Origin of the sequence: Colwellia sp. MB3u-55 (assembly GCF_014076785.1) — a bacterium.
GTDB lineage: Bacteria > Pseudomonadota > Gammaproteobacteria > Enterobacterales > Alteromonadaceae > Colwellia_A.
Genome location: NZ_JACGUS010000072.1, coordinates 44,530 through 58,813, shown reverse-complemented (window position 1 = coordinate 58,813; position 14,284 = coordinate 44,530). Strand labels below are relative to the sequence as shown.

General features: G+C 38.6%; 11 protein-coding genes. 6 read left to right on the top strand and 5 right to left on the bottom strand.

The window, feature by feature from the left end; translation table 11 throughout:
• From recB to H4J66_RS03555, 3 genes are all read right to left on the bottom strand, one after another.
• Complete coding sequence (gene recB / locus H4J66_RS03565; RefSeq protein WP_182170689.1) at window positions 1-3,567, bottom strand: exodeoxyribonuclease V subunit beta; 3,567 nt, start codon at window positions 3,565-3,567, stop codon at window positions 1-3.
• Complete coding sequence (gene recC / locus H4J66_RS03560; RefSeq protein ID WP_259368632.1) at window positions 3,564-7,031, bottom strand: exodeoxyribonuclease V subunit gamma; 3,468 nt, start codon at window positions 7,029-7,031, stop codon at window positions 3,564-3,566. The genes recB and recC overlap by 4 nt, the downstream gene beginning before the upstream one ends.
• 101 nt (window positions 7,032-7,132) lie before the next feature.
• The gene (locus tag H4J66_RS03555; protein ID WP_182170684.1) at window positions 7,133-7,462 is read right to left on the bottom strand and encodes a hypothetical protein; all 330 of its coding nucleotides are present in this window, start codon (window positions 7,460-7,462) and stop codon (window positions 7,133-7,135) included.
• 276 nt (window positions 7,463-7,738) lie between these two features.
• Between H4J66_RS03555 and H4J66_RS03550 the strand changes: the two genes are divergently transcribed.
• Window positions 7,739-8,773, top strand: a complete 1,035-nt coding sequence (locus H4J66_RS03550; RefSeq protein ID WP_182170681.1) for a succinylglutamate desuccinylase/aspartoacylase family protein — start codon at window positions 7,739-7,741, stop codon at window positions 8,771-8,773.
• Window positions 8,774-8,887: 114 nt separating this feature from the next.
• On the opposite strand, the gene H4J66_RS03545 is transcribed toward H4J66_RS03550, so the two are convergent.
• Window positions 8,888-9,508, bottom strand: a complete 621-nt coding sequence (locus H4J66_RS03545; RefSeq protein ID WP_182170678.1) for a LysE family translocator — start codon at window positions 9,506-9,508, stop codon at window positions 8,888-8,890.
• A 54-nt stretch (window positions 9,509-9,562) separates the two neighbouring features.
• The gene (locus tag H4J66_RS03540; RefSeq protein ID WP_182170675.1) at window positions 9,563-9,973 is read right to left on the bottom strand and encodes a hypothetical protein; all 411 of its coding nucleotides are present in this window, start codon (window positions 9,971-9,973) and stop codon (window positions 9,563-9,565) included.
• A gap of 331 nt (window positions 9,974-10,304) precedes the next feature.
• Between H4J66_RS03540 and ccoN the strand changes: the two genes are divergently transcribed.
• The 5 genes from ccoN to H4J66_RS03515 all read left to right on the top strand — a co-directional run bounded on the left by ccoN (window position 10,305) and on the right by H4J66_RS03515 (window position 14,197).
• Window positions 10,305-11,729, top strand: coding sequence for a cytochrome-c oxidase, cbb3-type subunit I (ccoN, locus tag H4J66_RS03535; RefSeq protein ID WP_182170672.1), 1,425 nt, complete (start codon window positions 10,305-10,307; stop codon window positions 11,727-11,729).
• 10 nt (window positions 11,730-11,739) lie between these two features.
• On the top strand, window positions 11,740-12,384 hold the full coding sequence (ccoO, locus tag H4J66_RS03530; protein ID WP_182170669.1) for a cytochrome-c oxidase, cbb3-type subunit II: 645 nt from the start codon (window positions 11,740-11,742) through the stop codon (window positions 12,382-12,384).
• Window positions 12,385-12,389: 5 nt separating this feature from the next.
• Window positions 12,390-12,584, top strand: coding sequence for a CcoQ/FixQ family Cbb3-type cytochrome c oxidase assembly chaperone (locus H4J66_RS03525; RefSeq protein WP_070377255.1), 195 nt, complete (start codon window positions 12,390-12,392; stop codon window positions 12,582-12,584).
• Complete coding sequence (gene ccoP / locus H4J66_RS03520) at window positions 12,577-13,539, top strand: cytochrome-c oxidase, cbb3-type subunit III (protein ID WP_182170666.1); 963 nt, start codon at window positions 12,577-12,579, stop codon at window positions 13,537-13,539. Before H4J66_RS03525 ends, ccoP begins: the two co-directional genes overlap by 8 nt.
• A gap of 163 nt (window positions 13,540-13,702) precedes the next feature.
• Window positions 13,703-14,197, top strand: coding sequence for a FixH family protein (locus H4J66_RS03515; RefSeq protein ID WP_182170663.1), 495 nt, complete (start codon window positions 13,703-13,705; stop codon window positions 14,195-14,197).
• Window positions 14,198-14,284 lie beyond the last annotated feature (87 nt).

Below are 14,284 nucleotides of genomic sequence, written 5' to 3'. Positions count from 1 at the left end.
TTATTCAACTCCTAAAAACAATTGATCAAGTGCGGCAAGTTCGTGCGCCTCGATTTTTCGATAGTAAACACCACAATTAATGTGTTCAACTTGGTCGGTCATACCCCGTAAATATAAATAGTAGGTGCCGCCAAAATGCTGTTCTACGTCGTAATTATCTAAGCTGTGACTTAAATAACGGTGCAAGGCTAACGCATAAATCAAGTATTGTAAGTCATAGTGATTTTTTTCAATATTCTCTTTCATTGCTTGCTGGTTATAGTCACTAAAATCATTGCCTAAGTGGCTGGACTTATAATCACAGATATAATATTTATTATTATGCTCAAAAATCAAATCGATAAAACCGTGCATCATACCTTTTAGCTGCTGGTATGCCGGTAAGCGAACAATTGATTGCTGTGTTGATTGACTGTGCGTATTACGATGTTTTGACAATATCTGCGTTAATTTATCAGTACTCGCTGAGCACATTGGATAATAAAATTCACTTTCTCGCAGTGTTTTTGTTTGCTTTAGGTCAGCTAAGCTAAAAGGCTCGCTATTATCAATATCTAATGCGCGATTACCCAATGGCGAATTAATCATTTGCGCTAACCAACTCTGCAGATCTTCAGCTTGATAACCCGCGGTTAGTTCTCCATACTTTTGCAAGGGCCAATGCATAGCTTCTTGCCAGTCGGGGGCATTAAAATCAGTATGTTCTAAAATATCATGCAATAAATTACCTGTATGAGCCCCTTTTGCTAAATTAAAGCGTAATAAACTACTCGCTTGCATTGCACTAGACTGAAGGTCAGTCATGCTATTTTTTTCGAGTGGGTTATCACGATCAGGCGAAGAGACACCGCCGTGACGTAAATTTCGACTTAAGGCTGAAAATGAACTTAGCCACCAATCGCGTTCTATTTTACCGTTAAATTGAGCGACTTGGCCGGTTTTATCACTAACTTCAGCTAATGGCGCTTTTTGAGCAATAAGCTCACTGGCGTTTTCTAATGATGATAGGGTCACTAAACTGATGTTGTTAGGTTCATCATTAACAAGCTGGCGTAAGTTTTCTTCTATATCTTGCTGACTTTGCCACTTTAATGCCCTGCCCAATGGCGAATGCTCGGCTTTATCAAAAGCGGTTGTTAAGATATAACAACGTTTTTCTGCTCGGGTTACAGCAACGTATAATAGCCGAATTGCTTCAGCGTAAGCCTCATTAGCCATTGACTCCTTAGCATGGTCTGAGCCGTCTAAACTTAATTTGAGCTGGTGGTTTTCATCATGATACTCAATAAAGGTCACCGAGCTTGCACCGAACTTAAGTGGGTCTTTATGACGGGTGGCAAAAGGAACAAACACCACAGGGTATTCTAAACCTTTTGAGCCATGCTGGGTAATAATGCGTATTAAATTATCATCACTTTCTAAACGTAACTCGGCTTCAATTTCTGGGTCGTCAACCCGACTTTGTTGTTCAAGCCAATAAAGTAATTCTTGTGGTTGACGGTGTCGTTGACTGGCTGTTTGCAGTATTTCAAATAAATGCAATAAATTGGTTAAAATGCGATCTTGGTTTTCATCGGCGATACAAAAATGATCATGCATTAATTTTAATGCCATCGAAATAAAACCTTTATACAACCATTCATTACGTAGTTGCTCAAAATCAAATTTCAATGCTTGCCAAGCTAGTTCATTTTCTTGTAATTCACGATATTTTTCAGGATGATAGTCGAGTAAATCACAGGCAATGGCAGCACTAAAGTAGCGTTCATTTTCAACAAACAAGATCCCTTTTAGCAGCTGTATTAATTGCTCTGTTTGCTCACTTTTCATTAAGTTAGCGCGATTACTCATAAAGACTGACGCTAAATTAGCCTGTTCTAATGCTTGTTTTATATCACGTGCTTCAGCGCCATCACGCACTAAAATAGCAATATCTTTTGAGCTTAATTTATCGTTATTTTCGTTTGTAGGCGCGGCAAGTAAATTGATAATTTCATTGGCACACCAAGTGGCCATCACTGGGCGAAAACTTTGAGCAACCGATTTTTTTGCTTCTTCATCAACAAAATGCACAAATTGTAAGGCGTTATCGGTAACTGTTTTATATTTAATAAGTGCTGGCGGTGAAGCTTTTACCGGAACATAGGGAATATCGTAACCAAACACCCGACTATTCCCTTGAGTAACATCAACTTTATCAGTGATCGCTTCGCCGTAAAATAAGCGGTTATAGCCAGCGATCATCGCTGGTGTTGACCGCCAATTCGTATCCATTAACCACTGGTGGTCACAATCTTTTCGGGCAGATAAATATGCAAAAACATCGCCCCCTCGAAAACCATAAATCGCTTGCTTGGGGTCGCCTATCATGTATAAAGCGGCCGTACTTTGGTGATAATATATGGCTTCTAGTATCGAAAATTGTAAGGGATCGGTATCTTGGAATTCATCGACTAACGCCACCGGATATTGTTCAAATAGGGTTTGTGCTAGGACTTGTGCGTTATTGCTTTTCGCTTGTAAGCAATTGGCCAAGGTTGAAATAAGATCGTCAAAACTTAAAATATTGGCGGTGCTTTTTTGTTCTGTGATATTGGCACGTATTTGATAAATACCTTCGCGGACAATAACCAGTGCCTTGGCTTTTTCAATCTTTTTAGCCAGGGATTTCAATTCAGCTTTAACCATTTTTACGGGTTCAAATACCGCTAACAGTTCAATTTTACCTACCGAGCGCGCGTAACGCTTGCCATCAATAAAACCATCTGGCATTTTTTCATCCGCAACACGCAGATCTTTAGCAAGTCGATGTAACCATTGAATTAATGAGTCAAGCTCTTGTTGACGTTTTTCACGTTCACTGCCTTTTTTAACATCAATAAGGTACTGAGTCAGCAGTGGTATGTTGTTCTCAAGGTTATAAACCGCTTGCTGTACTAATTCGGTAAATAACTGCTCTATTGCAGCAACATTGACGACATCAAGCGCATTATGTTTACTAATGGCTTTAGAAAATTGGCTGAGAAAATTTAACGGATTTGGCCAAAACTGCATCACTTGCTTGAAGTGTTCAGGGCTATCTTTTGCCAATACTCGATACCAATCTTGGCAAGCTTGTAGCACTAAATCTTGGCAATTAGTTTCCATTTGCGCGTTAAAGGCGACACCACTAGCAAAGGCATGTTGGCTTAATACCCGTTTACAAAAACCATGTATGGTTAATATTGCCGCTTCATCTAAATATAACAATGCTTGGCGCAAACGTATCTTTGCCGACTTTTCATCAATGTGCTGACTTATCGCGCTAAAGAACTCATCGCTGACAATTAACTCGTCCCAATGGTTAAGCGCTTGGCGAATAAAACTATCGATACGGCCACGTAGTTCTTCGGTCGCATCTTTGGTAAAGGTCATTACCAGTATTTGTTCAACGGGTAATTGCTTTTCGAGTAATAGCCGTAAATACAAGCGAGTGATATTAAAGGTTTTACCGGTACCGGCACTGGCTTCAATTAAGTGCTTACCCTGCAACGGGATCTGATGAGCAATAAGATTATTCATCTTCATTTTATTTGCTCCTGAGCTTGCCACATCGGTTGATAAAGTGCGATGAATGTTGATTGGTACTCGGAAAATTCAGGACATTGCTGCCAGAAATAGTGCATATAAGGGTCTTGTCCTAGGGGTTTTACCACGCTAAGCATACTGCCACTGTCAGACCATATTTTTTCAAAACTACTTTGCGTAAAAGCTTTAGCTTTAAAGAATTTTTCAATCAATTCAGTATTAAGTAATAAAGCTTGCTGTTGCCCTTTAATATAGGTCTCAACAATAAAAGCGAGTTGTACGTGGGCATTGTCTATTTTACTAAAACGGTACTGTGTTGGTTTTTGATTTTTGGTATCAAAATAAAAACCTTTAGTGACATTCACCTGCGCAAGCATATTTTGCTCTTCGGTTAAATGAGCCGCATTTAAGTTCGAGGTATTTGCTTGCCAGCACTGCATAATAATTTGATGTAGATAAAGGCCAAACAAGTCTTTGCCTTTTGCCGAAGAGCTGCGATAAAACATTAAGCTGTCCGCTTGCACCGGGAAATTAGCACTGAGGGTAAAATGACTGTTATTGGTAAGCACCACATCAAGCTCGGTATTGATAAACGTTATCGGTAAGCTGTCGTTGGTTAATTGGCTTTGACTTTGAATGAACTCACTAAAGGTTTCACTGTCATCACGCCAGCGCTCTAGACTATCATGGGTACTGGGTAAATCAGGAAAAACGCCACTCACCCCTGCCGCACTTACCGCAGAAGAGATCTCATCTTCGCTGCTACCCACGAGATAAAGTGCTAACAGCTGTTGGCGTAACAAATAACTCTGCAAGAAGTTTTCACTGAATGGCTCAGTATCATCAAGTTGTGTTTCGTGGTTTTCAAAGAACAACTGTAAGTGTCGTTGAGCAAAGGCTTTTGCCGGATGCTGAAAAAAGCGGATCAGTTCATTAATATCGACAACTTGCGGCTCATCATCAACAATGCTCGTATGTGGCAACAATAAAACATCGCTTTGTTGGTTTTTTTTAGCTGATTTAAGTTTCAACCAATTAGGGTCAAAGCTTTTAAATTTGCCTAAATAATTATACTCGCTGAATGCTTGCATCGGTAATTGTTTAATATCTGAAGATCGATCACCATTATCATTTTCTTCATTGCCAACCTCAGCATTATGTAATTGCCAGCCATAGCCTGCTTCTAAATATTCCATCAATTCTTTGAGGACAACCGAAGGCTGTTTTTCATTATTATTACGAATATTACGGCCTTGATAGCTTAAATATAATGCCTTTCGCGCTGATATAATGGCTTCTAAAAACAAGTATCTGTCGTCACCACGACGCGATCTGTCACCCAATTCGCTTTTACTACTCGCCATAAGATCAAAACCTAGCGGTTGGCGTTGTCGAGGAAATTCGCCATCGTTCAAGCCTAAAATAGCAATCACTTTAAAGGGAATACTGCGCATCGGTAACATCGAGCAAAAGGTGATTTGCCCAACCATAAATTGCCGACCGGGATCGGGCTGACTAAAATGATTTGTCAGAAAGTCACGTACCACACTCAAACTGATATTGGGCTGATAATTAGCATGTTGACAGTATTCGGCCAAAGAGCCAATTGCTTGGTCAATAACGTTAAAGGCCATTTCGTCGGTTACTTCAAAAAGACTATTTAACATCGTTAATAAAAATTGTTGCCACTGATTGGCTGATTTATCTTGGCCAAGTTGCTGAGAAAAATACTGTAATTGCTCGATAATCAACATTAACTTACCCAGTAAAATGGCATCGTTGCCCTCGACATGGGGTAAATACAGCTGTTCATCTACGTATATTGAACGGTCAGAAAAAGCAAAGCCACGCATTAATCGCGACAAACCTTGTTGCCAGGTAAAAGCATTATTAACTTCGAGGCTATGCAAGACCTGTTGCTTATGTTGCTGGTCAACGCCCCAGTGCACACAAGCTTGCTCAAGCCAAGCAGACATTTTGTCTAGCTCTTCAAGACTGATTGAAAATTTATTTTGCATGGCAGGTAAACGTAACATGCCAATGATTTGGGAAACTTGAAAACGACTATCGGGTAAACTCAGTAATTGGGTAAAAGCGGCCACAACGGGCTCTGCATCTTTGCTGACCCGGTCGGCAATAGAACAAGGTAATGGCGGGATTTTATCCGCTAAGTCTTGCCAGCCTCGTGCAAATACAGCACTAACATAAGGGGCGTATTGTTCAACTTGTGGGCACATCACTAATACATCTTTGGGTGTTAAGGTTTTATCATCATTGAACTGATGCAGTAACCAGTCGTGCAAGCCTTGCACTTCACGTAATGCGCTGTGTGCGCTGGTAAAAACAATCGAGTTATCTTGTTGGTTTTTGGCGGTGCTTCTTTGATCAGTTAACGTCAAAATGTCTTGTTGAACTTGCTGCAAAACCGATATATTTGCTGCTCCATCACTTTGTTCAACCGCATCAAAAACTTCAATATTTACCGTTGAATAATCGTTAAGCAAGGCCATAAACTCGCGGCCCTGTTGACCTAAATTAGCCAGCAAAGGGTTACCAACATTTACGGTAATGTCATCGTGCCCGACGACCCATTTTGAGAGTAAATTAATCGCTTGTTTTTCTGATTGTATATCGCCCCAATAATCAAAACAGGGATTAAGATGGAAAAAATGTACATCAAGATGTTCACTTATCGCTTCAATAAATGATAACCACATTGGCGCCATCGCATTGATACCAAAAAAAGATAAGCGCGGTGGCAATAAGTGCTTTTTGCTAACAATATTTTTAATGGCTTTATTGACTAACTCAAGTGGATTATAACTTTGCTCTTGCGTTAACAATTGCCATAATTTTGCTTGCCATTTTTCAACGGCTAACGCTTGTTCTTTGTTAACAAAACTTTGGCTGCTCTTACCTTGATGCCAATCATTAATCCACTGCGGCCTAAAAATCAAATATTGCTCATATAAATCAGCTAATTGACAAGCAAGTTGATAGCGTTTTAAGGTTTGCTGTTCGGTAAAGATTCTTGGCTTGTCTTGCTTTATTTTTTCAGATTCACCAACAGATCTATTGGCTAAATCATCTTCATCAATAGTTGCCCCTAACCAGTATTGGCTTGCACTGGAAAAATCAGGGTCTTGTATAACAACAGCACTGCCAAGTAATTGATCTATTCGCCATGAAAGCACTTCACGAGAGAACGGCGATTGGTCGGGTACATCTTCATCGCTGGCCATGCTTCTGACCAGTTTCCATAAAAACTGTGACGGCAAGGCATAACTGATATTCATGCTGATACCGCGTTGCTGGGCTAACGACATATTAAGCCAATGCTGCATACCGGCATTTTGCACAACAATCATTTCTTGGCTGAAAATAGGAAGTGGTGAAACCTGTTGGATTTTATCGAGAAGTGCTAATAAACTTTCCATTTTATTAGCCGGATAAAGATAGAACAATATGAAAGCCTTAGGTGCAATATTTTCTGCCTAAATTTAAGCATAACAATACCAATAAAGCTATAAAAATCAGCTAAGTTATTGTGGTAAAACAGCTATTTTTATTGAATAAAGTCTAGATGCCTTTGAAAATATTCACCTAAAAAAGGCACTGAATATTTTTCACCTAATATTGCATAATAGATAGCCATTAACCAGATAACAAATACAAAAATACTGACTGCCCAACCTATAAGAGGAATAAAAGACAAAAGCGTAAAAGTTAACACTAGGCCTAAAGATTGTTTTAAATGAAAAGTAGAAAAACTTGACCGATTACCACTATACAGCAGTATCGCAATACACCAACCAATAACGGTAAAGTAACTGATCACCGCGGCAAACTTTGCCATGTCGAAATTCGATTTACTCGGTATATGAAAATTTCCCATAGCCAAATACTCAAATGAAGTCATACATTAAGATTAGTTAAAAAAATGCCTTTCAACAAACATATAAACGATTAACTTTTATTAGTTTGCCTTAAATAAACACTTTCCATAAAAATATTTGATGTTTTCCTTATCATTATTGACCTTAATCAACAAAGACTTACCCCAAGTTGTGACATGCTAATTCATTGTACCGCCTTAGATAGACACTTTTCTGACAAAGTTAGATATCTCTACTGACTACCACTTACACAAACAGGATATTGGGCATAGCTAATGGACATAGATTTTGACGAAATCACCTATTTAAAAAATCCAGGTTCTCTTTTACTAAAAGCCGATTGTATACAGTTTTTAATGACATTGACCGGGCCTACAGTGATTGATATTACCGGCAGCGATCAAGGTAAATTTCGGGTATTTACCACACTATTGCATGGCAATGAACCTTCTGGGTTAATTGCCATGCATCGTTGGTTAACGGCTAATGAGCAACTCCCTGTGCCAACAACCAATGTCCGCTTTATTATTTGTTCGGTTGAGGCCGCTAATATTTCGCCGTTATTTAGTCGGCGTTACCTTGATGGCGGTAAAGACATTAATCGATGTTTTTCTGGTGATAAAATTCCAGATTGTGGCTTTTGTCAGCGAGCTTTACTAATAGAGAAAGCTATAAAGGAGGTGAATCCAAAACTTCTCGTTGACTTGCATAATTGTGCTGGGTCTGGACCTGCTTTTGCTGTAGCACCGATGATAACGCCAGAAGTATTATCAATAACGTCTTATTTTTGCCAGACCCTTATATTATCGGGTTTGCAATTGGGAACATTAATGGAACGAAAGTTTGATTGTCCAATGATCACGGTAAAATGTGGCGGTAGTAAGGACGAACAGTCCCATCATGTTGCTTACCAAGGTTTAAAACAGCTGACCTTAAATAAACAAGCTAAAACCTTTCAACAAAATAGAGCGGTTGATATTATTTATCGACCATTACGCTTGGAGTTAAAACCACACACCCCTTTAACTTATGGCGATCACGATGAGGGCTTTAGTGGTGTTTGTATAAAATCAAATATTGAACAACTTAACTATGGTATTTCTCGAAAAGATCAAATGTTAGGCTGGGTTGATGACAAAGGACTTGATAATTTTGTTCTCATTGACGAACATGGAAATAATGTTATTGATGGCCATTTTAGCTGTCGTAAAAACATTTTAAGCTGTGCCGTTGATTTACGCATTTTTATGGCAACAGAAAATAAAAACATCGCTTTAAATGATTGTTTATTTTACGTGATAAAAGTTTAGTCAATGCCCCTAAGATTAAAGGATAAGGTTTGTTTGGAGCTGGATAATAAAAACAGTGCCCTAATAAATAGGGCTAAATAGTTCCAAAAGTGATGATGCTCTTTTTGACAAAGACTAACCTAGTGCTAACCAAAACCCTACCCCGGCCATAAGTGTTCCTGCTATTCGATTCATAAGTTTGACGTTATCTCCCTTCGAGAGAAAAATTCTCAGCGTTTTACCACCACTTGCATATAACATCATACAAGTAAATTCTGAAACCATGATCACACCAACTAAAACCATTAACTGAGGAGTTATTGCCAATTGAGTATTAATAAACGGTGGTAGAAGTGAAACCATAAAAGCCCACCCTTTAGGATTTGAAATAGCGGTGAACAAACCTTGATTAAATAAGGTAAGTCGACCTATATTCGCAGGCTCTTGGGCACTGCTTAGCGACATTCGCCCCTTTGATAACCACATTTGAACACCAACATAAACCAAATAGGCTCCGCCGATATATTTTACTACAGCAAAGACATCAGGATATTTAAGCATGACTGAAGCAACACCAACAACCGCTGCAATAGCGACAGCAGCAACACCAATCAGTTCTCCAAGCATCATCCACAAGGTTCTTTTTACACCAATACTCATGCCGAGTGTTAGGGCTAATGTCATACACATACCAGGGGTAATACTGACAAAGAAGAATGTTGGTATAAATATAACTAAAGTGGTGTAATCAATCATCAGGGTAATTATTTAAGTAAAGTTTGGCGTAGCTTATCAGAAGATATAATTGAACTAAAAGCGACTCGACTGAAAATCGATAAAAAAGCTTGTTTGTTGTTTATCATTATTCTCTGATTTTTTTTCTACTGTTAGCCATAACCGCCAAACCATATTATTTTCAGAGCAGCTACCTAACATTGTTTCTGCAACAAAATAATTTTGCTCAGTGGTGATGTCTTTACTAAAGAACAAGGGTATTTTACCCATAAACATTGTTTTTCCTTCCATGTAGCCAACGACACTATATAAATCTTTAGGGGAAAAGTTATCATTAAGCAAATGATCTTTTTTAAGTTCAACCCGTATACTAAAAGGGTGTTCTGTTAGCACTTTCCCAACATTAAACTTAACTGAAATCTTGCCAAAAATGGTTTTCGCTTCACAGATGCTTTGCGAAGTTAAACATTCAAATGGCAAACTCACTTGTTGAGACTTTTTTGGGGCGTCACAGCTGACAATGCTGACTAAAAAAAAAGCGATAAATAGCCTTTTATAATTTAAATTTTTAATGGGACAGTCTCTCTTTGATGCTTTATGTATATTAATCGTACTAAGCTTTAAAATATTATTGATCTACAACAAATTTCACTGCATATTCTAATGACTTTTCGATGCAATATTATTACTATATACGTGAGATTTTTTATCGCTAGATGAAGTTTATATTTTCAATTGTAACTTATCATTTGCGCTTAGTTTTTTTAATCATAAAAAATCGTTTTACGTTAACAATTATAACTGCGGAAACCATAACATGTCTCAAAGTAATGCGTCATCAGTAGACTACAATTTTGATGTTGTACGTCAATTTACTGTAATGACAGTAATATGGGGAATTTTCGGTACCCTTGTTGGTGTTCTAATTGCAGCTCAATTAATTTGGCCTGCGTTGAATTTCGAAACACCTTGGTTAACCTACTCCCGTCTTCGTCCACTTCACACTAATGTAGTTATTTTTGCATTTGGTACAAGTGCCTTATTTGCTACCTCTTATTATGTGGTTCAAAGAACCTGCAAAACAGCATTGTTTGGTGGCAAACTTGTTTCATTTACCTTTTGGGGCTGGCAATCAGTTATTGTGCTCGCTGTTATCACGCTTCCTATGGGCTACACCTCAAGTAAAGAATATGCTGAATTAGAATGGCCAGTTGATATTTTAATTGCCATTGTATGGATAAGCTACGCTATAGTCTTCTTTGGGACACTCGTTAAACGTAAAACATCGCATATTTATGTTGCTAACTGGTTCTTTGGTGGTTTTATACTAACTGTTGCGGTATTACACATTGGTAATTCAATGGTAATTCCTGTTTCTATGATGAAGTCTTACTCTATCTACTCAGGCGCTATTGATGCGATGATGCAGTGGTGGTACGGACATAACGCCGTTGGCTTCCTATTAACCGCTGGTTTCCTAGGTATGATGTATTACTTCGTGCCCAAACAAGCTGAACGTCCAGTTTATTCTTATCGTTTATCTATTGTGCATTTTTGGGCATTAGTTTCTTTATACATTTGGGCTGGCCCACATCACTTGCATTACACGGCACTACCTGATTGGGCTCAGTCTGTTGGTATGGTGATGTCTATCGTATTATTCCTGCCTTCTTGGGGGGGGATGATTAACGGTATTATGACGCTTTCTGGCGCATGGCACAAACTTCGCCATGACCCGATCCTTCGTTTCTTAATTGTTTCATTGTCTTTCTATGGTATGTCTACCTTTGAAGGTCCTATGATGGCAATTAAATCTGTAAATGCACTTTCTCATTACACTGACTGGACTATTGGCCATGTGCATTCTGGTGCTTTGGGCTGGGTTGCTATGGTGTCAATTGGCGCTATGTACCATTTGATTCCGGTGCTATTTAATCAAGGTCGCATGTACAGTATCAAATTGATCAACGTACATTTCTGGCTACACACAACAGGTATTGTTCTCTACATAGTTGCTATGTGGATTTCAGGTGTCATGCAAGGGTTAATGTGGAGAGCGGTTAATACCGATGGTACGTTAACTTATAGCTTTGTAGAAAGTTTAACTGCATCATATCCATTCTACTTTATGCGTTTTGTTGGTGGTCTATTCGTTGTGGCTGGTTTCTTATTGATGGCTTACAACATGTTCAAAACTATCTATGCTGAAGACGAAAGTCTAAAGCCCGTAGCCATAGATTAGGAGGCTAACGATGAAAAATAAACATGAAAAATTTGAAACAAATGTTGGTTTGTTTGCTATTTTCACTATTCTCGCAATAAGTATTGGCGGCTTAGTTGAAATAACACCGTTGTTCTTTCAAAAAGCAACGACAACACCGGTTGACAACCTCAGACCTTATACCGCTTTAGAAATGGAGGGTCGTGATATTTATATCCGTGAAGGTTGTAATGTATGTCATAGCCAAATGATACGACCTTTTCGCGCTGAAACAGAGCGATATGGGCACTATTCAGTTGCTGGTGAAGGCGTATGGGAACATCCATTCTTGTGGGGTTCTAAACGCACAGGTCCTGACTTAGCTCGTGTTGGTGGTCGTTATAGTGATGATTGGCATCGTGCACATTTACTTGACCCTCGCTCAGTAGTTCCCGAGTCAAATATGCCTTCGTTTAGCTGGTTAGCTGAAAACAAGTTAGATGGCAAGTTAACCGAGAAGAAATTAGCTACTTTTAATTTCTTAACGCGTAATCGCAGCCATAAAGATGAAGAAGGTAATCGTATCCCGTTATATTCAGCTGCAGATTTAGCCGGTGCTAAAGAGGCTGTTAAAGATAAAACGGAAATGGAAGCTCTTATTGCTTATTTGCAATCTCTTGGTCATGCGTTGAAATAATGATGATAGATTATGGCACCCTTAGAGGGTTAATAGCTTTACTAATATTGGCACTATTTATTATTATTGTGGTTTGGTCTTATTCTAAAAAGCGTAAAAGTGCTTTTGATGAAGCTGCAAACTCTATCTTCGAAGAAGATAAAGAAAAGACTGAGCTTAATGACGTGAATGGCAAACAGGAGACTAATAAAAATGTCTAGCTTCTGGAATATATGGATTTGGGTTTTAACCCTGGGAACTTTAGTCGGTTGTTTTTTACTACTTCGCTATTGTTTAAAGAACTTTGCAGGTGTTCCTGAAGGTGAGTCAATGGGACACACTTTTGATGGCATCGAGGAATTGAATAATCCACTGCCGCAATGGTGGAGTACATTCTTTTTATTAACGATCATCTGGGCATTCGGTTATTTAGCACTCTATGGTTTAGGTAATTGGACTGGATTTATTGGTTGGAAAAGCTCTAACCAAGGAATTTTGAATCTTGCTGAATCTAGAGAACAGATACTAGCCGCAAAAGAAAATGGTTATTTAGTACAGTATGATCGTGAAATTGAAGCCGCTGATTTGAAATATGGTCCAATTTTTGATGCCTATGCTGCACGTACTATTAAAGACTTAGCTACTGATGTAGAAGCTTTAAAAGTAGGTCAACGCCTATATTTACAAAATTGTTCTCAGTGTCATGGTTCAAATGCAAGTGGTCTTACCGGCTTCCCCAACCTAACCGATAATGACTGGTTATACGGTGGGGACCCACAATCGATTAAGCATACACTTTTATATGGCCGTAATGCTAATGGTATGATCGCTTGGGGCTCAGCATTAGGTGATCAAGGCGTTAAGGATGTTACCGCCTATGTATTGAGTTTAAGTGGTCGTGAAGTTGACGTTGCAAGTGCTGCTGCCGGTAAAGAAAAGTTCGCTCTATGTGCAAGTTGCCATGGTGCTGACGGTAAAGGTAGTTTAGCTATGGGTATTGATTTAGGAGCGCCTAACTTAACTGACAACATCTGGTTGTATGGCGGCTCTCCACGTGCCGTTGAGTCATCTATTAAAAATGGTCGAGCTGGTGTAATGCCCGCATGGAAGGACATTTTAGGTGAACAAAAAATACATCTTGTTAGTGCCTATGTGTATAGTTTATCGCAAAAATAACTGCGCTTAATTAGTCTCAATTTAAAAGCCTTGCTGTATTATTACCGCAAGGCTTTTTTATATATTCCAAGCCAAGAATAGTTAGTAAATTGATGGTTTTTTAATAGTTCCCAATAGAAAAAAGTCGTATAATATGCCTACCTTTATTGACTGAACTTTTAACATGAAAATATCTTGGTATAAAGAGCCTTGGGCTTGGTTTGTTTTTATTCTCCCTGCTACCGCAGTTGTTGCTGGTATTTCGACTTACTTTATTGCTAACCATAATCCCGACCCATTAGTCGTTGGTGATTACTATAAAAAAGGTAAAGCAATTAACTTAGAAGTCTCTAAAGTAAAGCTTGCCCAAAAATTAGGAATGCGCTTTGCATTAAAACTGCAAGATAACGAATTAATTATCAAACCTACCGGTATTGATAAAATATTCCCAGTGTTAAATCTTAACTTTTATCACCCTACTCTTGCTGATAAAGATTTCTATTTAGCACTCACGCCTGACGGTAATGGCTATTTTAGGCATGTCTTTGATGAACCAGTAAAGGGAAAATGGCGTTTAACTATGACTCCTTTTGAGAATCACTGGAAAATTCAAAATACTATTTTCTTACCTCAAAGTGAATTTATCGATATTATTCCTAATGTTAGAGAAGCTAACTAAACGCCGGTAGTCTCTATTAGCTTAGGTGTTGATTAGTCTCACCTAAGCAACACCTCTATAAAAAACCAATTATTTGCTTGGCCTCAA